Origin of the sequence: Alcaligenes ammonioxydans (assembly GCF_019343455.1) — a bacterium.
Classification (GTDB): domain Bacteria; phylum Pseudomonadota; class Gammaproteobacteria; order Burkholderiales; family Burkholderiaceae_B; genus Alcaligenes; species Alcaligenes ammonioxydans.
The window spans coordinates 2,610,736-2,632,783 of the sequence record NZ_CP049362.1; the positions used below are offsets into that span (position 1 = coordinate 2,610,736).

The following is a 22,048-nucleotide window of genomic DNA, read 5'->3' on the forward strand; positions in this document are numbered from 1 at the left end:
GGGACGGCACAAGAAAGGGGCGCCCATGACGCCCCTTTTCAGTCCACGCGCCGAAAACGCAAGACCCGTCCTGTCAGACGGGCGCACGTGGAGCCATTATCTACTCGAAGCTGACTACACCCTCGAGTAGTGGCGGAGAAACTCCGGCCAGGGGCCGGAGTCCATCAATCACTACCATTTTAGCCGTTTTAGAAAAATTTTATTTCGATGGCGTAATCAAAATCCATTGCGACTGGCCTGCACGCAAAACCAGCAGGGCTGCTGCTTTGGATTTATCCAAGGAAGCCACCATTTTAGCGTATTGCTCTGGCGTCCCTACGTCTTTATCGTTGACACGCAAAATAAGGTCACCTGGTTGCAGACCGGCCTGGTTGGCAGGAGGGCCCACGTCGACGACCTGAACCGCACTTTCTACCCCCAGGCGCTTCAAATCGGCCTCCGGCACTGCCGTCACTTTCAGACCAAACGCATCGGTGCTGCTGGCAGCCGGCGCGTCTTTCTGATCTTTTCCGGCAGCAACCGGGTTGCCGGAAGGCATTTCCTCGACATTAATCTTGACGGTCTGCAGTTTGCCCTTGCGCCAGATTTCCAGCGTGGAGCTCTGGCCTGGCTTGGTGCTGCCCACAATACGTGGCAGATCCGTCATTTGGTCAATGCTGCGGCCATTGAATTTCAGGATGACGTCACCGGACTGGATGCCAGCCTTGGCGGCCGGACCACCCTCTTCCACGCTGCTGACCAAGGCGCCCTTGCTGTCTTTCAGGCCCAGCGCAGTGGCCACATCATCAGCCACCGGCGTGATCTGTACACCGATGCGACCGCGCGTTACCTTGCCGTCCGTCTTGAGCTGCTCGACCACGTTCATGGCTTCGTCGATCGGGATGGCCAGGGAAATACCCATAAAGCCGCCACTGCGCGAGATGATCTGCGAGTTCACACCCACAACCTCACCGTTCAGATTGATCAGCGGCCCACCCGAGTTACCGGGGTTGACGGCTACGTCGGTCTGAATGAAAGGCAGGTAGTCCCCTGTCTCACGATTGATGGCGCTGACAATGCCGGCAGTGACCGTGGACTCCAGGCCAAAAGGCGACCCAATGGCCAGAACCCATTGCCCTTTCTTGAGTTGCTTGGAATCGCCAATCACCATGGGTTTCAGATCTTTGGCCTCAATCTTGATCAAAGCCACATCCGTACGTTCGTCCGTACCGATGATCTTGGCCGGGTATTCCTTGCCATTGCTCAGGGTGACAAAAATGCCGTTGGAATCTGCCACCACATGATTATTGGTCAGGATGTAGCCGTCAGCTGAAATGATAAAACCCGAGCCGACGCCACGCGGTACGGTGCGCTCTTGAGCTTGTGGAGCGTTATTGCCGCCATGAGGACGCTGGGGCGTCATGCCAGGAGGCATGAAGTCAGGTCCGAAGAACCAACGGAACATATCGTACGGGTCTGAGCCGGGGCCCATGGCCGGTGACCGTACCTGCACTGCCTCTGTAGTGCGGATGTTGACTACCCCATCCTCGGTTTTGGCAACGATTCCCGTGAAATCAGGCAGACCGAGCGTTGTGCTCTGGACCTGCTCGCTTGTCGTGACAGCTTGGGCCTGCGCGTAAGCCATGGGCGCACCCGCTGCCAGTATCACGGCAGCTGTCAAAGCCGAGAGAACAGGAATACGCATTTTTTTACTCGATTTTTCCATTCAAATACTCCTGGTGGACGATAGTCAATGTGTCCGGGATAGTGGGGTGAACTGTGTGCCTTCAAGCAAAGCGCGCAGTGTCTGTACGGGAACTGCTCCCGTACTGGTCAAAACATAATCGTTGATACGACTGCGGTACATATTCATGGAACCACGATGGAAAGCTCCCAGACTGTTTTCCTCGGCCTCGGGGGTTCCAACCCGCTCCAGAAATACAGAAATGGCAGCCAGGCCATCAGACATCATCAAGTGCGTTACCTGGCGCCCAGCGCGCATAGGCCGGAGCATTTCGGAACGCAGGGTGAAACCGGCAGGCAAAGCGAACTGCCAACCCTGCTCACCTATATCAATCTTGCGCACCTCGGGTTCGACCACCTCCCACTTGCTGGGGTTCCAGCTGGTGCGCAACTCCTGCAAATCCACCTGTTCGCCAAAAGCGACCGAGGCAAAGGCAATCTGGTCTACTACCTCTTGTTGTGGGTCCAGAGTCTGCATTTTCAACAGCAAATGATGATCGACATCCGCACACACCCGATAACCATAGCGTTTGTCATCCTTGGGCACCAGCTCGATCAGCTCACAAGGACGGCCCGCAACACGTTCGCGCGATGGCAAACGACGCATATCGTAAAAATTGGGCAGCTGACTGACGTCGCCGACCAGAAAACTAGGAAAACGCTCGTTTTCACGGCGCTCGATCACCACCATCTTCTTTTCGGGAATCAGGCATTGCGTGACTTCGTTCTGGCGTAAAAACTCGCGCGGTTCACCGTCCAGAATTTCCAGGCGCTCACGTTCACCTGTACCGTCAATGATATGCACCAGTTTCATGGACTGGCTGGACTGACCCTGGGTATACATAATGACACCCGAATAATCCAGATCGCGCGCCGCCTTATGCACCTTCTGCAGCCAGGGCAAATCAAGGGGCTCGAGCCCCTTGGCCTCTTGAGCCAGCACGGGGGTACACAGCATCGCCAGAGAAAAGGCCAGCAAACCCTTGTAGAAGCGCGCCCGGCTCACCGGTGACGGCATGCGTACAGACCTCATTGACCCAGGGCTCCACTTTCAAAGGAAACATGGCGTACCGGACCGGTACCAACAAAATCGCGGTGCAAATCCGCGTAATCATTCCAGAGCTGATCGTCCTGGGCGCTGGCTACCAGAGTAGCCGGACCAGACGTGCCCCCCATATAAGGCAAGCCCACCCACAAGGCAGCCGCCACAGCAGCCACCACCGCCAGGCCGCTGACGCCGTAGCGTTGCACCAAGGGCCGCTTCATGGCGTTGGGCGCGAGCACTGTGGGCTCTTCATCAATCGCTTTGGACAGACGTGCGTAAAAGCGATCCGACGTACGGATCGCCAGCGCCTCCGTGCGCATGACATCACCGATCAAATGATAGGTATCCCAGACTTGACGCCCGTACGGGGAGTCCAGTTCCTCGGGGCGTATTTCAGCCTCACCATCCACCCAGGAAGACACGGCGGCCTCCCAGGCATTGAGTTGATCGTCATCGGAATGGGATTTCAGGGCTTGCATCATCAATCCTTACCACCGTCGTTCACTATCTTCACCATCGAGTATGGGACGCAACTGCGCGGCAATGGCGTCTCGGGCTCGAAAGATGCGTGAACGTACAGTTCCTATAGGGCAGTCCATGGTCTGAGCAATATCTTCATAGCTCATCCCTTCTATTTCACGTAGCACAATCGCGGTCCGTAACTCTTCGGGCAGTGCCTGAATTGCTGTATTTACCGTTTCAGCAATCTGGCGGCTGACCATCATGGATTCCGGTGTGCTTATATCGCTTAGGTTGTCAATTCGGTCAAAAGTTTCACCTTCTTCGGTTTCGACGTTCTGTAACGTGTTGGGACGTCGCGCGGCCGAGGCCTGCCAATTACGAGCCGTGTTGATCGCAATGCGATACAGCCAGGTGTAAAAAGCGCTCTCGCCCCGAAACTGGGGGAGAGCCCGATAGGCTTTGATGAAAGTTTCCTGAGCCACGTCCTCGATTTCAGACGGGTCACGGACCATGCGACTGAGCAGACGCATGATCTTGCGCTGATACTTGAGTACCAGCAGGTCAAAGGCTCGCTTGTCCCCACGCTGAACACGTGCAACCAGTTCGGCATCGGTATCGCGTTCACTCATTAAGAATCCTTATTCTGAGCACGGACCTGATGGGACAGCCGCTTGGCACAAAGACACAATGCCCACCAGGCCTGTGGGGGCTGAGCACTGCGCCATACGGTAACGGTGCGACAGCCCTTGCCAGGTGGAACACTGCGCAAACGCAAAGTCATAAACCAGGCAGAGCACCAGAGTTGCTCGACTTGGACACGCTGTTCCACAGCCTTAGCGTCTTGCAAGGAGTATAGCCCTGCATGATGCGCTAGTGTAGCGCGCTGACTCCATACCGGACGATAGCAAGCATACAGAAAATAAGCCCACAAAGCACTTGCCAGCAGGGCCACAATCCAGGGCACTTGCCAGCTATGCATCGTCCAGGCCAGAGCGGATGCAAGGACCGCATAGACAAAAGCGCCCAGTCGGCGCACCAGAGCCGGAGCTCCGATCGACCAGGACTGGGCGTGACGAGTGGGGCAGTCTGACTTAACGAAGACGACGAACCACCATCGAACCGTTCGTGCCACCAAATCCAAAGGAGTTGGACAAGGCCACATCAATCTTCATATCACGAGCCTGATTGGCGCAGTAATCCAGATCGCATGCCGGATCCTGATTGAAGATATTGATGGTTGGAGGCGAGATCTGGTTGTACACCGCCAACGTAGTGAATACCGCTTCAATGCCACCAGCTGCACCCAGCAGATGACCCGTCATGGATTTGGTGGAGTTGACCACCAGCTTGTAGGCGTGATCGCCAAAAGCCAGCTTCAATGCCTCGGACTCGTTCACGTCACCCAGCGGCGTAGAAGTGCCATGAGCATTGACGTACTGAACCTCATCCGGGTTGATGCCACCGTTGCGCAAGGCATTCATCACGCCACGACGTGGACCGTCACGGTCCGGCGAAGTGATGTGGTGAGCATCCGAGCTCATGCCGTAGCCGGCGAACTCACCATAAATGCGGGCGCCACGCTTTTTGGCATGTTCGTACTCTTCCAGCACCAGAACACCCGCGCCTTCACCCAGCACGAAGCCATCACGGTCCATATCCCAGGGGCGCGATGCCGTCTGCGGATCGTCATTGCGGGTAGACAAGGCACGCATGGCCGCAAAACCGCCGATGCCCAGTGGCGAAACGGTAGATTCCGCGCCGCCGGCAATCATCACGTCGGCATCGCCATACTCGATCAGACGAGCGGCGTCACCAATGGAGTGCAGGCCGGTTGTACATGCCGACACCACTGCATAGCTGGGACCTTTCAGACCCAGGCCAATCGACAACTGACCAGACACCAGGTTGACCAGGGAGCCGGGCACAAAGAACGGGGAAATCCGACGCGGCCCCCGTTCCAGATAATCTTTTTGGGTTTCTTCGATACGGGGCAAACCACCAATCCCCGACCCTACAATGACGCCCACACGCTCAGCATCGATGCTGTTGATATCCAGGCCGCAATCTTTCCAGGCTTGCATCCCTGCTACCACGCCGTAATGGATAAAGGTATCCATCTGCTTGGCTTCTTTGGACGAAATATAAGGTGTTAAATCAAAATCCTTGACCTCACCCGCTATCTGGGCGCTAAGGGCCGAAGGATCGAAACGGGTAATACGCCCGATGCCCGAACGCCCATTGACGATGTTATCCCACGCGGTAGGAATATCGTTGCCGACCGGGGAAACAATACCCAGCCCGGTAATGACGACACGTCGCTTCACGGATGACTCCTAAACACAAAAAAAGCGGTTTAAAGGGAATAACTGCGTCTTGCAAGCTAAAGCCGCCGGGCACAAGCTATTCTCTGGAAACCGCTCTGGAGCGAGGGCGTGCACGATGCCGCCCACCCTCTTAATTGAACTTACTGCTTGCTGTGAGAATTGATGTAGTCCACAGCTTGCTGGACCGTCGTGATTTTCTCAGCTTCTTCGTCTGGTATTTCGGTTTCGAATTCGTCTTCGAGCGCCATCACGAGCTCGACCATGTCGAGCGAGTCGGCACCGAGGTCGTCGAGAAAAGAAGATTCGTTTTTGATCTCGGCTTCGTTAACGCCAAGTTGTTCAGCGACGATCTTCTTGACGCGCTGTTCGATGCTTTCCATGCAGATTCTCCAAGTTGGGAAAAATTCCCGCAAATTATAGCCAATCCATACTATTAAGAGGGATAAGCTATGACAAAAAACGGCGTTCTTGTATGAGGCCCAACGTTATTCTTACAACGCCGGCTCAAGCAATAGGCCCCAAATAATCCCGCAATTTTACCTCAGCCGGGCACGATGCCAAGCCTTACATATGCATACCACCATTGACGTGGATGGTACTGCCCGTAATATATTGCGCTTGCGACCCGGCCAGGAAGGCGACTGCGTTAGCAATATCTTCCGCAGCGCCCAGTCGTCCCAGAGGGATTTGCGACAAAATGGCCGCCGACTGCTCAGGGGTCAAAGAGCGTGTCATGTCCGTATCGATAAAGCCCGGAGCGACGCAATTAACTGTAATGTTACGGCTACCAAGCTCGCGCGCCAAGGCGCGGCTCATGCCGGCCACGCCCGCTTTGGCGGCGGCGTAGTTGGCCTGCCCGGGATTGCCGCTCTCGCCCACCACCGACGTGATGCTGATAATGCGGCCCCAACGGGCTTTCATCATGGGGCGAATAACCGCCCGCGACAGGCGAAACACGGCACTCAGATTGGTCTGAATAACAGCGTCCCAGTCTTCATCTTTCAGACGCATGGCCAGATTGTCACGCGTAATGCCCGCATTATTAACCAGAATGTGCGGACCGCCGTCTTCTTTGCTCAAGGCCGAGACCAGCGCTTCGCAGGCCGCTGCATCATCAACGTTCAAGACATGGCCGTAGCTGCCATTCTGGTCGAGCACCGCGGAAATCGCCTGTGCGCCCGCCTCAGACGTGGCCGTACCCACGACCTTGGCGCCGCGTGCCATTAATGCTTTGGCAATCGCCTGACCAATACCACGCGATGCGCCGGTTACCAGGGCGGTCTTGCCGCTAAGATCCATTTCTTGCATTTATGCTCCCTCCAGGGCTTCCAAAGTGGCCTGCAAGGACGCAGGGTCGCTGATCGACAAGGCAACAAGATCACGATCAATGCGTTTGACCAGACCTGTCAGCACTTTGCCCGGACCACACTCGACCACATGGGTGACACCCTGGGCCTTCATGGCCTGAATCGTCTCCACCCAGCGCACGGGGTGCCAGGCCTGACGGACCAGTGCATCCTTGATCTGTTCCGGGTCGGTGGGCGCGGCTACGTCCACATTGTTGATCACGGAAATGGCAGGTGTATTCACCTGCACGGAAGCCAGGGCCTGGGCCAGCACCACTGCAGCCGGCTCCAGCAGGCTGCAGTGGAAAGGCGCCGATACGGGCAGCACCAAAGCACGCTTGGCACCGGCTTCTTTAGCCAGGGCACATGCACGATCTACCGCTTCCACATTCCCGGCTATCACAACCTGGGCAGGTGCATTGTAGTTAACAGCCTGAACAATCTGCTGTCCCTCAGAGGCACGAGCACACACATCGCGCACTTGATCGTCATCCAGACCCAGCACGGCAGCCATGGTACCGACACCCACAGGTACGGCAGCTTGCATGGCATCGGCACGGATGCGAACCAGCGGAACAGCTTGTTCCAGGCTCAGAGCACCGGCCGCAGTCAGGGCCGAGTATTCACCCAGGCTATGACCGGCCATCACGGCAGGAGCGGGGCCACCAGCCTGAATCCAGGCTTGGTACATGGCCACGGCGCTAGCCAGCATGACAGGTTGAGTATTGGTAGTCAGGTTCAGAGCCTCGGCAGGCCCTTGTGCCATCAGCTGAGCCAGGTCCTGGCCCAGCGCCTGGCTGGCTTGTGCAATGGCTTGCTGTACGACAGCCGACTCGGACCAGGCATCGAGCATGCCAACGGACTGCGAGCCTTGTCCTGGAAAGACAAACGCAATTTTCATGGAAGAAAAACCCAAAGAGATGAGGCGGTAATCCGGATCGCGCTACTTAGCAGCGGACCAGCACCGAACCCCAGGTAAAGCCGCCACCCACGCCTTGCAACAAGGCCAGATCACCGGCACGGATACGACCATCCCGGCGAGCGGCATTCAGGGCCAAAGGCACACTGGCTGCCGAGGTGTTGGCATGTTGATCAACCGTGATAACCACCTTCTCGGAGGGGATACCCAGCTTGCGACCCAGAAAATTGATGATGCGAACGTTGGCCTGATGCGGAACCAGCCAATCGATATCAGCCAGGGAAACACCTGCCTGTTCGCAAACTTGATTGGCCGAGGCGGCCAGAGAGGTGACAGCCAGCTTGAACACAGCCTGACCATCCATGCGCAGGAAGGGATCGCCCACCACCTGGCCATGCGAGACATTGCCTGCCGCGCACAAAATACCCATTTGGCTGCCATCAGCATTGAGTTGGGCGGCCAAAATACCGGGCTCATCACTGGCTTGCAGAACCACCGCCCCCGCCCCGTCACCAAACAGGACACAGGTGGCGCGGTCGTCCCAATCCAGAATGCTGGAGAACACTTCGGCGCCGATAACCAGCGCATTGCGTGCACGGCCAGCCTTAATCATGGCATCCGCCGTGGTCAAGGCATACACAAAGCCGCTGCACACTGCCTGTACGTCGTACGCGGCAGCGCCTTTATTACCCAGTTCGGCCTGCACAAGGCAGGCGGTGCTGGGAAAAACATAATCGGGGGTGGAGGTTGCCACCACGATCAGGTCCAGATCCTGGGCAGCCAGACCGGCATCTTCCAGCGCCTGACGTGCAGCCTGAGTCGCCAACTGACTGGTGCGAACACCGGGATCGGCAAGATGACGCTGGTGAATACCGGTACGCTCAACAATCCACTGATCGGAGGTTTCGATACCTTTTTGAGCCAGCTCAGCAGCCAGATCATCGTTAGACACAATCCGAGGAGGCAGGTAGCCGCCTGTACCGATAATCTTGGCAAATATCGTCATAATTAGGTTCCCGATCAAGCCCGTTCTTATGAGGACGAGGGCTCTGAAGTATGGCGTGTATCTGGTTCGCCGCTTTGCTCTTCATGCAGGCTGACGCTTTGCATGATGCGCTCGACTGCCTGGCTGGTGCCGCTGAGCAGACCATTGAGCACCGCACCGCGGGCTCGCTGCAAAGCATAACCGAAAGCGTAGGCATCGGCAGAACCATGACTCTTGATAACAATACCGCGTAAACCCAAAAGGGCCGCACCGTTATGTCGGCGATTATCCACCCTGTCGCGGAAACGATTCAAGACCGGACGAGCCAGCAAGGCGGATAATTTGCTCAAGGGGTCACGGGTAAATTCGTCGCGCAGCATACTGCCGACCATCTTGGCCAGCCCCTCAATGGACTTGAGGACCACATTGCCCACGAAACCGTCGCACACGACCACGTTGACGGTACCTTTGCAGATATCGTCACCTTCCACGTTGCCGTAAAAATTCAGTCCGCTGGAGCGCAACAACTCCGCCGCCTTCTTGACGACTTCGTTGCCTTTGATGACTTCTTCCCCAATATTGAGCAAGCCCACGGTGGGACGCTCATGGCGATCCACGATGCTGGCCAGGGCAGAGCCCATGATGGCGAACTGCAGCAGGTGTTGTGCGGAACAATCCACATTGGCACCCAGATCCAGCATGATCGTGGCCCCGCCCTTCTGGTTCGGAATGGACGTGGCAATGGCTGGGCGATCAATCCCATCCAGAGTTTTGAGTACGTAGCGCGAAATTGCCATCCATGCGCCGGTGTTGCCCGCGGAAATGCAGGCATCAGCTATCCCGTCCTTGACGGACTGGGCAGCCACACGCATGGAGGAGTCTTTTTTGCGGCGCAAGGCCACCTCAACCGAATCGGCCATGGTGACAACTTCGGATGCGGGAAGAATGTCGTACCAGGAGGTATCGACATTACCTTGCGCACGCAATGTTTGCTCGATGGCCTGAGGCTCGCCAACCAATAAGCAGTGCACATCCGGATAGCGCTTGGCAAAAAGAAGCGCTGCAGGGACAGTGACGGATAAACCGATATCGCCGCCCATGCAATCGATGGCAATACGTATTTTTTTGTTAGACATCAAGCATGCAACCTATGTTGCTTGCAACGACAAAGAGACTATTACTCGTCGTTCTTTGTTTTCAGGACTTTACGGCCACGATAGATGCCGTTGGGGCTGATGTGGTGACGCAGGTGCAATTCACCGGTCGTAGGCTCGATAGCCGTCGAAGGACCAGTAAGCGCGTCGTGCGAACGACGCATGTTACGCCGGGACGGGCTCTTTTTATTCTGCTGAACAGCCATGATGACTCCTGTAGATGGACAACCCCGAATAAATGGGTGCAGCCCGAAAAAATTAATGAATTAGTAACAACAATCAAGACTTCTTGAGCGAACCCAATACGGCAAACGGTGACGGCCGCTCAAAGGCGGACTCGTCCAGGTCGTCCGATTTAGCTTCCATGGACAGGGACTGAGCCTCGGGACAAACCTCATGGCGCGGCACATAGGGCACACTGAGAATCAGTTCATCCTCGACCAAGCCCAAGACATCCAGGTGGCCTTCGCACAAGATGCGATCAGGACCTTCGGCATCGTCATCATCCAGCTCAAGCTCGGCCTCGCTTGCCACAATCTGTACTTCGTTAGAAATATCGATGGGCCACTCGAAGGGCTTTACACAGCGCTGGCATTCCAGAATGACACTGCCTTTGGCCTGCACATGCACAAAACGGCGCCGGACAGAATCTTCCCGACCCGACACGCTCCAGTCAATGCGCAAATCGCCTTGATCGGGCAAATCGGACACCAGACGAGACAAATCTTCCACCCGCACCTGGCCCGCCATTTCCTGGGGAGCGCGAGCAAGGTTCAAAGTGTCGATATACAGTGTCGTCATAAGTATGCTCAGGGCATCAAACCGCGGCTTAACCAAGATTTGGATACCGCGTATTTGCTTTGCTTGTTTGCTGCTTGTTTACGGCTTATGTGCATTACGTGCATTTACTGCTTTGGTATCGCCTAAAGCTCTACCATTTTTTCTTGCACTGCTTTTTCCTGCCCTTCGTTATTCAAGCCTGTAAAACATGACCCGCTTATCGCCAAGCCCGCCCACAGCCATTTCAATAACGAAGAAAACATTAGATAATACCGTGCTAAACACAAGGCAGTCAAACCAAAGCACAGCTAAAACACACCATGCGTCTCATCCTTGCATCAAGCTCAGTCTATCGCCGCGCTATGTTAGCGCGTTTGGGCCTGCCTTTCACCTGTCAGTCCCCGGACATTGATGAAACCCCCTTGCCCGGAGAAGATCCGGCTGCGCTCAGCCTGCGGCTGGCACGGGAAAAAGCCGCCCGGGTCAGCCAGCTCAACCCGGGTGCGCTGGTTATTGGCTCCGATCAGGTCGCTACGTCCGGCAAAGATGCCATTGGCAAGCCCGGCGACCATGCTGGCGCGCAAAAGCAGCTACGACGGTTGAGTGGCCAGAACATCGATTTCCATAGTGCCTTGTGCGTCACAGACGGGAAGGAATTTCTCTGCCGCGATATTGTTACCAATTGTCGCTTTCGCGCCTTGAACGATGAGGAGATCGAGTATTACCTGCAACAAGAAAAACCCTATGACACTGCCGGCAGCGCCAAAGCGGAAGGGCTGGGAATTGGCCTGATGGAATCGATGCGTTCCGATGACCCCACCGCTATTATTGGCCTGCCCCTGATCGAGCTGTGTACCTTGCTGCGCCACTTTGGTCTGAACCCCTTGCTCCCCCACCCTTTCCCCCTTTCCGTTTAGGACCGCCCCCTCATGCCCCAAGTCGCCCCTCTGCATCTGATCCCCGTCGGCTTAAGCGAGAGCCCGATCAGTGGCTGGCTGCCTGCCGATGTCAAGGCGCTGACGCGCGAGCTGACCGTCTTTATTGCTGAGAACGCCAAAACTGCCCGCGCTTTCTTGAAGCTGGTCGAGCCCGCCGTGCCCCTGCAGGAAATCACGATCCACACCCTGGACAAGCGGGGCAACAAGCCAGGCGAAATGCGCGAATGGCTGAAACCAGCCCTGCAGGGCCAGGCCATCGGTCTGGTTTCGGAAGCCGGATGCCCCGCGGTGGCCGACCCCGGCGCGCTGGTGGTGGCCATGGCCCACGAGATGAAAATCCCTGTGCGTCCGCATGTCGGCCCCTCCTCCATTTTGCTCAGCCTGATGGCCAGCGGCCTGGAGGGCCAGCAGTTTGTCTTTCACGGCTACGCGCCCGTCGATAGCAGCGCACGGGCCAAGCAGCTCAAGCAATGGGAAAGCCAGTCCCAAAGCCTGAAACAAACGCAGATCCTGATCGAAACACCCTATCGCAACCAGGCCATGTACAGCACCTTGCTGCAGTCTTTGAAACCCACAACGCGTTTATGCCTGGCTCGTGACTTGACCGGCTCGCGTGAGCTGATCCAGACCGCCACGATAGAGCAGTGGCGTGAGCGTCAGCCGCCTGCTCTGGACAAAACCCCCTGCATCTTCCTGTTCCTGGCGGGCCGTTGACATGAGAGCCCTCTCTCGCGCCCTGCGCATCGGCGTAATCAGTCTGACTGCGTTGCTGGCTGCCTGTGGCAGCAGCGGCCCTTTTAAATTCGACGACAGCTACAGCGCTCAGGGTCAGAACAGTCGTGTTCGCTATCTGGTCCTGCATTACACGGCAGGCGATCACGCCACCTCCCTGAAGGTCCTGACGCAGCGGGATGTCAGCGCCCATTATCTAGTGAGCGACGAACGCCGTCCTACCGTCTACCGTCTGGTTCCCGAAGAGCGGCGCGCCTGGCATGCGGGCGTGGGTTCCTGGTACGGCTTCACAGACCTGAACACCGGCTCGATAGGCATCGAAATCGTCAATATGGGCCGTCTGCCCGACGGCCGTTGGGCGCCCTACACGCGCTCCCAAATCGAGGCTCTGAAGGTACTGATTAAAGATCTGGCCCAACGACATGGCGTCACCCCACGCAATATCATCGGTCACAGTGACGCCGCCCCTCAGCGCAAACTAGACCCGGGCCCTCATTTCCCTTGGAAGGAGCTGGCCCAGGCAGGTATAGGCCGCTGGTACAACGAAGCCCAGGCCCGCGCACTGCAAGCACAGTACGCCACCCGCCCCTTGCCGTCTGCTGCCCAGACCCAGGCCCTGCTCCGCAAGGCAGGTTATGACACCCCGGACAGCGGCGTTTTTGACAAAGCCACGCAGAATGTCATTGCCGCCTTCCAGATGCACTATCGTCCCGCACGCTATGACGGTTTGCTGGACGCAGAGACCGCCGCCATTTTGCAAAGCCTGAACTGATAAAAAAAACAGGTAATGAGCACAAAGCCCATTACCTGTTTTTCTGTTGATCTACTTCTTTTACTTCGCAGGCTGATTCAATACAGGCCAACGACGCAAGATCAGCAGCCCCACCAGTACCAGTCCGTAGACATACACCTCCACCACGTCATTTTTACCGATCCGAATCAGGTAGAAATGCAAAACGGATAGTGCCGCTGCCAAAAACACCGTCTGATGCAAACGGCCCCAGCCACGACCCAAACGCTTTTGCCAGCCATGCGTGGACGTCAAAGTCAGCAGCAAAAGAATGACGGTAGCGATCAGGCCAATCGCAATCAAGGGCCGCTGCACAATATCCTGCCACATGGACAGCCAGTTGCCTGATCGATCCCACCAGGCCCAGGCCAGCGTATGCAGGGCTACATAAAAGAAACTGAACAAGCCCAGCATACGCCGCCAACGCACCAGAGCCGGTTGCGCCAGCAAACGTCGTACCGGGCTTAAGGCAAGCGTCACCAACAGCAGCACCAAGGCCCAGGTTCCACTGGATCGGGTCAGAAACTCGGCTGGATTGGCACTCAGCCCGTTGTTAAAACCAAGCCATACCCAGCGCCCCAACGGAAACAAACCCACTAGGAACACCAACGGCTTGAGCCTGTCCAACTGCGCGGCTTTCCAGGTCTTCATCAGTAATAACGCCTCAAATCCATATTGGCATACAAACTGGCCACATCCTCGGCATAACCGTTAAAGGGCAACGTCGCTTTCTTGGTGGCAAAAAAACCGGAACCAATCACCCGCTCTGTTGCCTGACTCCATCGCGGATGAGGAACATCCGGGTTCACATTGGCGTAAAAGCCGTATTCATGCGGCGCAACTTTCATCCAGCTGGACTCGGGCATGGTGTCGGTCAGGGTAATTCGCACCAAGGACTTGGCCGACTTGAAACCATATTTCCACGGCACAATCAGCCGCACCGGCGCCCCGTTCTGTACCGGCAGGCTTTTGCCATACAAGCCGGTCGCCAATAAGGTCAGGGGGTGCATGGCTTCGTCCAATCGCAACGCTTCCACATAGGGCCAGTCCAGAATCCGGGAACGCAGGCCCGGCATGGTTTCCGGCTCCGCTGCCGTTTCAAACCGCACAAAGCGAGCCGACCCCATGGGCGAGGCCTGCTTTAACAGGGCCGACAGGGAATACCCCACCCAGGGCACCACCATGGACCAGGCTTCGACACAGCGCAGGCGATAAATACGCTCTTCCAAAGGAGCCAGCTTCAAGATCTGGTCCATATCCAAAGTCAGCGGTTTGTGCACCAACCCATCAACCTGCACGGTCCAGGGCTCGGTCTTGAACTGACCGGACTGGCGGGAGGGGTCTTCCTTGCCCGTGCCAAATTCATAGAAATTATTGTACGTGGTGACATCGGCCTCGCTGGTGGGCGTTTCATCCAACTTCCAGCGTTGGGAAGGGTTAAACGACAAGGCCTGCCCCACAGGGACAGCCTGGGCCAGCCCGGGCAAACCGGCCGCCAGGGCCAAAGCACCCGGCGCCTGCAAAAACAAGCGACGTCGAGCCCGCCACACCGATTCATCTGTAATTTCAGAGGACTGTATGGGCTGCGAGCGTGATTTGAACATTTCCATCTCCTGAAACTATCGGGCAAGATGGCTTTCACACCCGCTTGCCGCCTTTTAAGTACGTTCCAACACCCAGTCGCGCATTTGCGCCACATTATCAACCATGACCGTAGGTTCGGCTTTGGCCAGAGTCTGTGGGTCGTGCGCGCCATAGGTCACCGCCACGCTATCCATGCCGGCATTGGCCGCCATGTGAATATCGTGCACGGTATCGCCCACCATCAAGACCTGTTCAGGCTCCAGCATCAATTCCGCCAGCAATTGATGCAGCATTTCCGGATCAGGCTTGCTGCGGGTTTCATCCGCACAACGGGTGGCGTCAAAAAAAGTGCTGAGATTGACCTGCTGCAGCACTCTGTCCAGACCTTGACGACTTTTTCCCGTTGCTACCCCTAAGGCAATCTGACGGCCACGAAGTTCACCCATGAAAGGCAAAATTCCATCAAAAAGTTTGATATGCGGGTCGCGCTGCATAAAGTGATGACGGTAACGCTCCAGAAACAGCGGCATTTGCTCGGCCGTCAGGTCCGGCACGGCGCGGTACAGAGCGCTTTCCAGGGACAAACCAATCACCCAGCTGGCTTGCTGGATCGAGGGCACGGGCAACTCCAGATCCGCACTGGCCAACTGAATGGAGCTGGCTATGGAGTACGTGGAATCCATAACAGTGCCATCCCAATCAAACAGAACGGCGGCATAACGCGTCATAACGACTTCTCCAAACGCTCAAGAACCGCCTGACAGGCGGCAGGTAAAGGAGCCTCCAGAACCAGAGGCTGTCCGGTGACAGGGTGATTGAACTCCAGGCGCCCCGAATGCAGGAACATGCGTTTGAAGCCCTGTCGGGCGAACTGGTCGCGAATGGCATCGTCGCCATACTTATCGTCGCCCACTATCGGAAAGCCCGAATGGGCCAGATGCACCCGAATCTGGTGAGTGCGCCCGGTCTTCAGCTCCGCCTGCACCAAGGAAAAGCGGCCAAAGCGGCGCTGCATGGTGATGATGGTGTGAGCCGGCTTGCCTGTTGGGTCCACCCTGACACGCCGCTCTCCGCTGTCCGTCAGCCAACGCAACAAGGGGAGACGAATATGTTGACGATCATTCACCCAATCGCCTTGCACCAGAGCCCAATAAAACTTGCGGGCCCGGATTTCGCGAAACATGTCGTGCAATCCCACCAATGCTGCCCGACGTTTGGCAATAATCAGCAAACCCGACGTCTCCCGGTCCAGCCGATGGGCCAGCTCCAGAAAAGGCTCCTGGGGTCGTGCGGCGCGCAGTTGCTCAATCACGCCAAAGGACACACCGCTGCCGCCGTGCACGGCCACTCCGGCAGGCTTGTCGATCACCATCAGGTGTTCGTCTTCAAAAACGACCGGAAAGACCGCCGCAGGGACATGGCGTGGCTGCTCGGGCTCGGGCAGCCGCAAGGGCGGAATCCGCACCATATCGCCCTCTTGCAAGCGATAGTCGCTGCTGATGCGGCCTTTATTCACCCGCACCTGACCGCCGCGGATCGCTTTATAAATGTGGCTTTTTGGCACCCCTTTACATTCGCGTATCAAAAAATTGTCTATACGCTGACCCGCCCGCGTTTCATCAATGCGTAACATTCGCACTTGGGGGACAGATCTTTGTGATTCATGAGGTTTGCACATAACAAAAAGGGGCATATAATCGCTTCAGCCTATGGAAGCTGAGACTGGGTCCAGCGTAGAGATGCAAAGGGTGCGTCTCCGTTGGATGACCAAGGACTGATAATTGTATCCTTGAGTTCCAGCTTCCGGGTCATAAGGTCGCCGGGGTGAGTCCGAAATAGCGAAAGTCGTGTGGCAAGAAGGCCCGCTTTCCAAGAGATGTTTTCCTCCCGCGTGCGGCGCTGAATTCCTGCACAGATTGTCCCGCTCTTTTGCACCAGCCGCGTGATTCATGCGGCTGCCGTTCCCCCAGCAATTTTATATTCGTCAAACACATACCGTGACTCTGACCCCTCTGCTGATTGAACTTCGCGCTCTGGCGCGACTCGTGCCTCCCAGACTATAAGCCGGTAGGCCGATTTTGCCTGCCTGCACCAAACTGATGCAGCTATAGCGCTACACACCTGTGACCCGCGGTCGTGCGCCGATATTTCGGTGCTCCATGACAACGGAGATCCACACTCATGAAACGCATGTTGTTCAATGCGACGCATCAAGAAGAACTACGCGTCGCCATTGTCGACGGTCAAAAACTCATTGACCTCGACATCGAAACAGCCGGGCGCGAACAGCGCAAAGGCAATATTTACAAAGGGGTCATCACCCGCATCGAACCTGGCCTGGAGGCCTGCTTCGTCAGTTACGGCGAAGAGCGTCACGGCTTTCTGCCTTTCAAGGAAGTTGCTCGCAGCTACTTCAAGGAAGGGGTTGATGTACGCAGCGCACGCATCCAGGATGCACTGGTCGAAGGCCAGGAATTAATCATCCAGGTTGAGAAAGAAGAACGCGGCAACAAAGGCGCAGCCCTGACCACGTTCATTTCGCTGGCAGGTCGTTATCTGGTCCTGATGCCCAACAACCCTCGCGGGGGTGGCGTATCGCGTCGCGTAGAAGGCGAAGACCGCCAGGAACTGCGCGAAGCCATGGACCAGCTGGACATCCCGCAGGGCATGAGCATCATTGCCCGCACCGCAGGTATCGGCCGCAGCGTCGAAGAGCTGCAGTGGGACCTGAACTACCTGATGCAGTTGTGGACCGCCATTGACGGCGCGGCCCGCGACAATGCTGCCCCCATCCTGATCTATCTGGAATCCAGCCTGGTCATCCGGGCGATCCGCGATTACTTCTCGCCCGACATTGGCGAAATCCTGATCGATACGGACGAAATTCACGAGCAGGCCGCCGCTTTCATGAGCGTGGTCATGCCCGACAATCTGCATCGCGTGAAGATGTACCGCGATGACATCCCTCTGTTCTCGCGCTTTCAGATTGAGCACCAGATCGAGACCGCCTACTCGCGTACTGTGCAGTTGCCCTCGGGCGGTGCCGTCGTTATCGATCATACGGAAGCGCTGGTAGCCATTGACGTGAACTCGGCGCGCTCCACACGTGGCGCTGATATTGAAGAAACCGCCCTGCGCACCAACCAGGAAGCCGCGGACGAAGTGGCCCGCCAGTTGCGTCTGCGTGACCTGGGCGGCCTGATTGTCATCGACTTCATCGACATGGAAGACAGCAAGAACCAACGTGCTGTCGAGCAACGCCTGCGCGATGCGCTGCACCTGGACCGCGCTCGTGTCCAGATGGGCAAGATCTCACGTTTTGGCCTCATGGAACTGTCGCGTCAGCGCCTGCGCCCAGCCCTGAATGAAGGCTCCCACATCACTTGCCCGCGTTGCACCGGCACCGGCGTGATTCGTGATGCCGAATCCAGCGCCCTGCACGTGCTGCGTCTGCTGCAGGAAGAGGCCATGAAAGAAGGCACCGCCGCCCTGCACGCTCAAGTGCCAGTGGATGTCGCGACTTTCCTGCTTAACGAAAAGCGCGCTGACATCACCAAGATCGAGTCGCGTCTGAACATTGCCCTGATCCTGATTCCGAACAAGAATCTGGAAACGCCGCACCACATCATTGAGCGCCTGCGCCATGATGACCCGCGCCTGGACGAACTGCGCAGCAGCTATGAGCTGGTACAGCAGCCAGAACAGCAGGACAGCCTGGTGCCCCACCGCAGCCACGAAATCAAGCCTCGTCCGGAAGCCCTGGTCAAGAGCACAACACATGCCCAGCCTGCTCCCATGAGCAAGCCTGCTGCTGCGGCAGCCGCTGCAACCGCCGCGACTTCCGTTGCCAGCGACGACAAGCCCGGCTTGCTCAAACGCCTGCTGAACTGGCTATCCGGCAAACCCGCCGAGCCTGTGACCGAAACCACCAAAACCGAAAGTGACAAGTCCCCCTCGGGTCGTCGCCAGGGTCGCTCCGGCCAAGCCAATGCCGGCCGAGGCCAAGGTGGACGTGGTCGTCGCCAGGCGAATCGTCCAGAGGCAGCTCAGGAAGAAAAAGTCAGCACGGAAAGCGCCAGCAGCACGACACGCGGTCGCCGCCGTCAGGCATCGGCTGGCACCGAGTCCGCTCTGGAAACGCCTCAAAACACCAACGTCAGCACAACCCCCGCCACTGCCGAAGAAGGCAGCAGCAACAGCCGCAACCCGCGTAACCGACGTGGCCGTGGTCGTCAGCGCCGAGAAGAAGGCAATGCGGAAAACATCGAGCTGAACAAAGATGACAACACCACGGACGCTCAGCCAGAGCAAGCGCTTGCCGCCGCGGCTGTTGCCAGCGTTGCCGCCGTGGCCGCCAGCAAGCAAGAAGCACCAGCCCGCGCTGAACAGCAGATTGAGGTCGACACAAGTGATACGGGCGACAACCCGGATGCTGAAACAGACGAAAGCAGCGAAAACAGCGCCCTGGACCCAGAGCGCAAACGTCGTCGTCGTCGCAGCCGCCGTGGACGTCGCAACACAGACGCGAACGCCGTAGCTGAAAACGAAGAGAACAACGAAGAAGGCAGCACCAGCGCCTACGTTGCTCACGAAACGCCCAGCTTCAATCCCGCAGCTCTGGATGCCCAGGAACAAGCCGCTGCTCAGACTGCAACGGCTGAGCCTGAACAGCCCCAAACAGCGAAAGAAGCACCTGCCGTCCAAGAAGCCGCCCCTGTCGCCGTGGAAGCCGCACAGGAAGCTCCTGTCGCTGCCCAGGCTGCCCAACAAGCTGAAGAGGTCGTCACGACCCAAGCTGTCACTGTTGAAACCGCTCCCGCTCAGGAAGAGCTTGCTGCCGCTCAGGCCGAAGTAGCCCCAGAAGTTCCTGCCGCAGCCGAAACCGTTGCTCCTGTGCAAGCAGAAGCCGCTGCCGAAGCTGCTACAGCAGAAGTCGCCCAAGCTCCAGCTGAAGTCGTAGAAACAGCCGCCGCTCCTGCTCAAACCCAAGCCGTGACAGACGCTCCCGCCGTTGACGCTGCTCCGGTAGACACTGGCGCCGCAGAAACTGCTACTGCCCAGGAAGAAACGACTGCTCCAGCCGCCGAAGCAGCTCCAGAAGCTCCTGCAGCTGAAGAGGTCACCGCTCCTGTACAAGCAGAAGCTGCTGCCGAACCAGCCAAAGCAGAAGTTACTGAAGCTCCAGCTGAAGCCATGGAAACAGCAGCTATCCCTGCACAGGTTCAGCCCACAGCTGAAACGCCAGTCGTCGAAACCACTCCAGTGGAATCTGCAGCCGTAGAGACTCGCGTAGAGACTCAAGCTGCTGCAGAAAAAGCCCCTGCTGCTGAGCAAGCGCCGAAACCCGCTGCCGCTCCCCTGGAGGCCGTGCTGAACGCAGCAGGCATCGAACTGGTAGAAACTACTGCTCGCTCGGCAACACAGGACGACTACCAGCCCGCGCCCGTGCGCCTGGGTCGCCCACGCAAGCAACGTGCTGCAGAAACCGAGAACAGCGAACCGCTGCAACAGGTCGAAACGCAGTAAACAGCAAGACTAAAAACGCCGCCCTCTAGGGCGGCGTTTTTTTATGTCTGTTTGATCTGAAGACGGCAGGCACTCGGCATCCTTCTCCTTCTCCTTCTTCTTCCTGCTACTCCGAGCCGCTCCCGCAACAGCCACTACTCTCTCTCACTCAGGTTCCAGCCCAGGCCCATCTGCCTCAGTCTTGTACTCGACATTCAATCCGCCTTGGCCTTGGCCTCAAGCCCATAACGCTTTCAACTCCAGCGACAAACAACGCCGAAAATAGACGTAAAGAGAGAAAACAAAGCTAAAGCCAACAGCGCAGAAAAACGTACGCAGTTACACAGACGAACGAGGTATAGGCCCAAACACGGGGACAGAACAAGACAGGGCAGTTGCAGTTTCAGATAGCTTACACAGCCCTCTACCTGAGCCCTCCGCGATACTTCTTTTTTCCTGGGATGGGGGAACACGGCCCTGGTGCGAGTCAGGGCTTTAGCCGCGGTCTATTGAGCGATTCAGGATGCAAGCCCAGTGCTGTTTGGGCCAGGCGCTTGTACTGGGTACGGGGGACCCAGTACCTGGCGAGTTCAGTGGACGCCTGGACTGTTCCATCGCCAAGGGTACCCGTGCGCAGCGCGGGCCCAAGCCCCGCTCCAGGATCGTGCTCCCCCACCCTAAGAAAACCAAACCAATCTCGCCCCGAAGTCTTAACCAAGAAGCCCGAATCCAAAAAAGACAAACTTTTCTACAAAAAATACCAAATCACAGCAGGCAATAAAAAACGCCACCTGACTCCAGATGGCGTTTCCCCCTAAGCTCAAAGCCGTAGCAGTCAAGGATGGCGCGACACAGCCTCCGCCGGCTGACGAGTCAGCAAAGCCAACAACTCCGCCAACTCACGCTGCAATTCGCGTCGATCCACCACCATATCGATAGCGCCCTTTTCCAGCAGGAACTCGGCACGCTGGAAACCCTCTGGCAGCTTCTCACGCACTGTCTGCTCAATCACACGCGGACCCGCGAAACCGATTAAGGCGTTAGGCTCGGCAATCACCACATCGCCCATAAAGGCGAAACTGGCCGACACGCCACCCATGGTAGGATCAGTCAGAATGCTGATGAACGGCAAACCCGCCTCAGACAGTTCCGCCAAAATCGCCGTGGTCTTGGCCATCTGCATTAGCGAGAACAAACTCTCCTGCATTCGCGCACCACCCGAAGCGGCCACACAAATAAAGGGGCTGCGATTGGCTATGGCAGCCTGCACCCCACGCGTGAAGCGCTCGCCAACCACCGAACCCATGGAACCGCCCATGTACTCAAACTCGAAGCAGGCGACCACCGCGGGCACAGACAAGATCGTGCCGCTCATGACTACCATGGCTTCAGTTTCACCCGTTTGCTTGGTCGCCTCGGAAACACGCTCCGTATACTTGCGTGAATCACGGAACTTCAAGGGGTCCATAGGACGAGTATTGGAACCAATCTCGGTCTGGCCTTCGGGGTCCAGCAAGGATTTGATCCGGGCCCGAGCACCAATACGCATGTGATGGCTGCACTTGGGGCAGACATTCAACGTGGCCTGGAGATCTTCCTTATAGAGCACAGACTCGCACGACGGACATTTCACCCACAGCCCTTCGGGCACGCGACGGCTGCTTTCAGGGTTACGGTTAATTCGCGGCGGGAGTATTTTCTCGATCCAGCTCATTGTTAGATCCTGTTTTCGCTTGGCCGGCGCGAGGCCCACCAAGCTCTT

At 57.1% G+C, this 22,048-nt stretch carries 21 protein-coding genes; 4 read left to right on the forward strand and 17 right to left on the reverse strand.

Translation table 11 applies throughout. The features are described 5' to 3' along the window. Positions 1 to 199: 199 nt before the first annotated feature. The 12 genes from FE795_RS12015 to FE795_RS12070 form a co-directional block, all read right to left on the reverse strand. Positions 200 to 1,705 (reverse strand): DegQ family serine endoprotease, encoded by a 1,506-nt coding sequence (locus tag FE795_RS12015; RefSeq protein WP_003800949.1) that lies wholly within the window; start codon positions 1,703 to 1,705, stop codon positions 200 to 202. A gap of 24 nt (positions 1,706 to 1,729) precedes the next feature. Beyond that, complete coding sequence (locus tag FE795_RS12020) at positions 1,730 to 2,755, reverse strand: MucB/RseB C-terminal domain-containing protein (protein ID WP_230406180.1); 1,026 nt, start codon at positions 2,753 to 2,755, stop codon at positions 1,730 to 1,732. Next, positions 2,752 to 3,249 carry a sigma-E factor negative regulatory protein gene (locus FE795_RS12025; protein ID WP_003800953.1) on the reverse strand — a complete coding sequence of 166 codons (498 nt, stop codon included), beginning with the start codon at positions 3,247 to 3,249 and terminating at the stop codon, positions 2,752 to 2,754. The genes FE795_RS12020 and FE795_RS12025 overlap by 4 nt, the downstream gene beginning before the upstream one ends. A 6-nt stretch (positions 3,250 to 3,255) precedes the next feature. Further along, positions 3,256 to 3,858, reverse strand: coding sequence for an RNA polymerase sigma factor RpoE (gene rpoE, locus FE795_RS12030; RefSeq protein ID WP_003800955.1), 603 nt, complete (start codon positions 3,856 to 3,858; stop codon positions 3,256 to 3,258). Positions 3,859 to 4,320: 462 nt separating this feature from the next. After that, positions 4,321 to 5,553, reverse strand: coding sequence for a beta-ketoacyl-ACP synthase II (gene fabF / locus FE795_RS12035; RefSeq protein ID WP_003800959.1), 1,233 nt, complete (start codon positions 5,551 to 5,553; stop codon positions 4,321 to 4,323). A gap of 140 nt (positions 5,554 to 5,693) precedes the next feature. Next, positions 5,694 to 5,933: an acyl carrier protein gene (gene acpP, locus FE795_RS12040; RefSeq protein WP_003800961.1), complete on the reverse strand. Its 240-nt coding sequence runs from the start codon at positions 5,931 to 5,933 to the stop codon at positions 5,694 to 5,696. A 184-nt stretch (positions 5,934 to 6,117) separates the two neighbouring features. Beyond that, positions 6,118 to 6,852, reverse strand: a complete 735-nt coding sequence (gene fabG / locus FE795_RS12045; RefSeq protein WP_003800963.1) for a 3-oxoacyl-ACP reductase FabG — start codon at positions 6,850 to 6,852, stop codon at positions 6,118 to 6,120. Between the two features lie 9 nt (positions 6,853 to 6,861). After that, positions 6,862 to 7,800 (reverse strand): ACP S-malonyltransferase, encoded by a 939-nt coding sequence (gene fabD / locus FE795_RS12050; RefSeq protein ID WP_131070730.1) that lies wholly within the window; start codon positions 7,798 to 7,800, stop codon positions 6,862 to 6,864. Positions 7,801 to 7,846: 46 nt separating this feature from the next. Then, on the reverse strand, positions 7,847 to 8,824 hold the full coding sequence (locus FE795_RS12055; RefSeq protein WP_059318003.1) for a beta-ketoacyl-ACP synthase III: 978 nt from the start codon (positions 8,822 to 8,824) through the stop codon (positions 7,847 to 7,849). A 26-nt stretch (positions 8,825 to 8,850) separates the two neighbouring features. Next, positions 8,851 to 9,939: a phosphate acyltransferase PlsX gene (gene plsX / locus FE795_RS12060; protein ID WP_003800967.1), complete on the reverse strand. Its 1,089-nt coding sequence runs from the start codon at positions 9,937 to 9,939 to the stop codon at positions 8,851 to 8,853. Positions 9,940 to 9,980: 41 nt separating this feature from the next. Continuing rightward, positions 9,981 to 10,163 (reverse strand): 50S ribosomal protein L32, encoded by a 183-nt coding sequence (rpmF, locus tag FE795_RS12065; protein WP_003800968.1) that lies wholly within the window; start codon positions 10,161 to 10,163, stop codon positions 9,981 to 9,983. Between the two features lie 73 nt (positions 10,164 to 10,236). Continuing rightward, positions 10,237 to 10,758: a YceD family protein gene (locus tag FE795_RS12070; protein ID WP_003800969.1), complete on the reverse strand. Its 522-nt coding sequence runs from the start codon at positions 10,756 to 10,758 to the stop codon at positions 10,237 to 10,239. 341 nt (positions 10,759 to 11,099) lie between these two features. Between FE795_RS12070 and FE795_RS12075 the strand changes: the two genes are divergently transcribed. The 3 genes from FE795_RS12075 to FE795_RS12085 are packed head-to-tail and all read left to right on the forward strand — an operon-like array spanning position 11,100 to position 13,179. After that, entirely contained in the window at positions 11,100 to 11,654 is a 555-nt protein-coding gene (locus tag FE795_RS12075) for a Maf family protein (protein WP_003800970.1), read from the forward strand. A 12-nt stretch (positions 11,655 to 11,666) separates the two neighbouring features. Then, positions 11,667 to 12,389, forward strand: a complete 723-nt coding sequence (locus tag FE795_RS12080; protein ID WP_131070732.1) for an SAM-dependent methyltransferase — start codon at positions 11,667 to 11,669, stop codon at positions 12,387 to 12,389. Between the two features lies 1 nt (position 12,390). Further along, positions 12,391 to 13,179 carry an N-acetylmuramoyl-L-alanine amidase gene (locus FE795_RS12085; protein ID WP_003800972.1) on the forward strand — a complete coding sequence of 263 codons (789 nt, stop codon included), beginning with the start codon at positions 12,391 to 12,393 and terminating at the stop codon, positions 13,177 to 13,179. Between the two features lie 60 nt (positions 13,180 to 13,239). Here FE795_RS12085 and FE795_RS12090 read toward each other — a convergent pair whose 3' ends face one another. Genes FE795_RS12090 through FE795_RS12105 form a run of 4 tightly spaced genes read right to left on the reverse strand, consistent with a single transcriptional unit; the run spans position 13,240 to position 16,474 of the window. Further along, positions 13,240 to 13,848 carry a protein-methionine-sulfoxide reductase heme-binding subunit MsrQ gene (locus FE795_RS12090; protein WP_219234961.1) on the reverse strand — a complete coding sequence of 203 codons (609 nt, stop codon included), beginning with the start codon at positions 13,846 to 13,848 and terminating at the stop codon, positions 13,240 to 13,242. Next, on the reverse strand, positions 13,848 to 14,801 hold the full coding sequence (gene msrP, locus FE795_RS12095) for a protein-methionine-sulfoxide reductase catalytic subunit MsrP (RefSeq protein WP_219234964.1): 954 nt from the start codon (positions 14,799 to 14,801) through the stop codon (positions 13,848 to 13,850). The genes FE795_RS12090 and msrP overlap by 1 nt, the downstream gene beginning before the upstream one ends. A gap of 54 nt (positions 14,802 to 14,855) precedes the next feature. Further along, positions 14,856 to 15,509 (reverse strand): HAD family hydrolase, encoded by a 654-nt coding sequence (locus FE795_RS12100; protein WP_003800976.1) that lies wholly within the window; start codon positions 15,507 to 15,509, stop codon positions 14,856 to 14,858. Continuing rightward, a complete protein-coding gene (locus FE795_RS12105; RefSeq protein WP_407927700.1) occupies positions 15,506 to 16,474 on the reverse strand; it encodes an RluA family pseudouridine synthase in 969 nt (322 codons plus the stop codon). The genes FE795_RS12100 and FE795_RS12105 overlap by 4 nt, the downstream gene beginning before the upstream one ends. Before the next feature lie 488 nt (positions 16,475 to 16,962). Between FE795_RS12105 and FE795_RS12110 the strand changes: the two genes are divergently transcribed. Further along, positions 16,963 to 20,307 carry an Rne/Rng family ribonuclease gene (locus tag FE795_RS12110; RefSeq protein ID WP_219234968.1) on the forward strand — a complete coding sequence of 1,115 codons (3,345 nt, stop codon included), beginning with the start codon at positions 16,963 to 16,965 and terminating at the stop codon, positions 20,305 to 20,307. A gap of 814 nt (positions 20,308 to 21,121) precedes the next feature. Here FE795_RS12110 and accD read toward each other — a convergent pair. Then, complete coding sequence (gene accD / locus FE795_RS12115) at positions 21,122 to 22,000, reverse strand: acetyl-CoA carboxylase, carboxyltransferase subunit beta (RefSeq protein ID WP_039943198.1); 879 nt, start codon at positions 21,998 to 22,000, stop codon at positions 21,122 to 21,124. Positions 22,001 to 22,048 lie beyond the last annotated feature (48 nt).

What these genes read in the sequence shown, in the direction of transcription:
- FE795_RS12015 (WP_003800949.1), bottom strand. Translation starts at nt 1,705, where the DNA reads ATGGAAAAATCGAGTAAAAAAATGCGTATTCCTGTTCTCTCGGCTTTG.
- FE795_RS12075 (WP_003800970.1), top strand. Translation starts at nt 11,100, where the DNA reads ATGTTAGCGCGTTTGGGCCTGCCTTTCACCTGTCAGTCCCCGGACATT.
- FE795_RS12110 (WP_219234968.1), top strand. Translation starts at nt 16,963, where the DNA reads ATGAAACGCATGTTGTTCAATGCGACGCATCAAGAAGAACTACGCGTC.
- msrP (WP_219234964.1), bottom strand. Translation starts at nt 14,801, where the DNA reads ATGTTCAAATCACGCTCGCAGCCCATACAGTCCTCTGAAATTACAGAT.
- accD (WP_039943198.1), bottom strand. Translation starts at nt 22,000, where the DNA reads ATGAGCTGGATCGAGAAAATACTCCCGCCGCGAATTAACCGTAACCCT.
- FE795_RS12055 (WP_059318003.1), bottom strand. Translation starts at nt 8,824, where the DNA reads ATGACGATATTTGCCAAGATTATCGGTACAGGCGGCTACCTGCCTCCT.
- FE795_RS12085 (WP_003800972.1), top strand. Translation starts at nt 12,391, where the DNA reads ATGAGAGCCCTCTCTCGCGCCCTGCGCATCGGCGTAATCAGTCTGACT.
- fabG (WP_003800963.1), bottom strand. Translation starts at nt 6,852, where the DNA reads ATGGATCTTAGCGGCAAGACCGCCCTGGTAACCGGCGCATCGCGTGGT.
- acpP (WP_003800961.1), bottom strand. Translation starts at nt 5,933, where the DNA reads ATGGAAAGCATCGAACAGCGCGTCAAGAAGATCGTCGCTGAACAACTT.
- FE795_RS12020 (WP_230406180.1), bottom strand. Translation starts at nt 2,755, where the DNA reads ATGAGGTCTGTACGCATGCCGTCACCGGTGAGCCGGGCGCGCTTCTAC.
- FE795_RS12100 (WP_003800976.1), bottom strand. Translation starts at nt 15,509, where the DNA reads ATGACGCGTTATGCCGCCGTTCTGTTTGATTGGGATGGCACTGTTATG.
- plsX (WP_003800967.1), bottom strand. Translation starts at nt 9,939, where the DNA reads ATGTCTAACAAAAAAATACGTATTGCCATCGATTGCATGGGCGGCGAT.
- FE795_RS12025 (WP_003800953.1), bottom strand. Translation starts at nt 3,249, where the DNA reads ATGATGCAAGCCCTGAAATCCCATTCCGATGACGATCAACTCAATGCC.
- rpmF (WP_003800968.1), bottom strand. Translation starts at nt 10,163, where the DNA reads ATGGCTGTTCAGCAGAATAAAAAGAGCCCGTCCCGGCGTAACATGCGT.
- rpoE (WP_003800955.1), bottom strand. Translation starts at nt 3,858, where the DNA reads ATGAGTGAACGCGATACCGATGCCGAACTGGTTGCACGTGTTCAGCGT.
- FE795_RS12080 (WP_131070732.1), top strand. Translation starts at nt 11,667, where the DNA reads ATGCCCCAAGTCGCCCCTCTGCATCTGATCCCCGTCGGCTTAAGCGAG.
- FE795_RS12070 (WP_003800969.1), bottom strand. Translation starts at nt 10,758, where the DNA reads ATGACGACACTGTATATCGACACTTTGAACCTTGCTCGCGCTCCCCAG.
- FE795_RS12105 (WP_407927700.1), bottom strand. Translation starts at nt 16,474, where the DNA reads ATGCCCCTTTTTGTTATGTGCAAACCTCATGAATCACAAAGATCTGTC.
- FE795_RS12090 (WP_219234961.1), bottom strand. Translation starts at nt 13,848, where the DNA reads ATGAAGACCTGGAAAGCCGCGCAGTTGGACAGGCTCAAGCCGTTGGTG.
- fabD (WP_131070730.1), bottom strand. Translation starts at nt 7,800, where the DNA reads ATGAAAATTGCGTTTGTCTTTCCAGGACAAGGCTCGCAGTCCGTTGGC.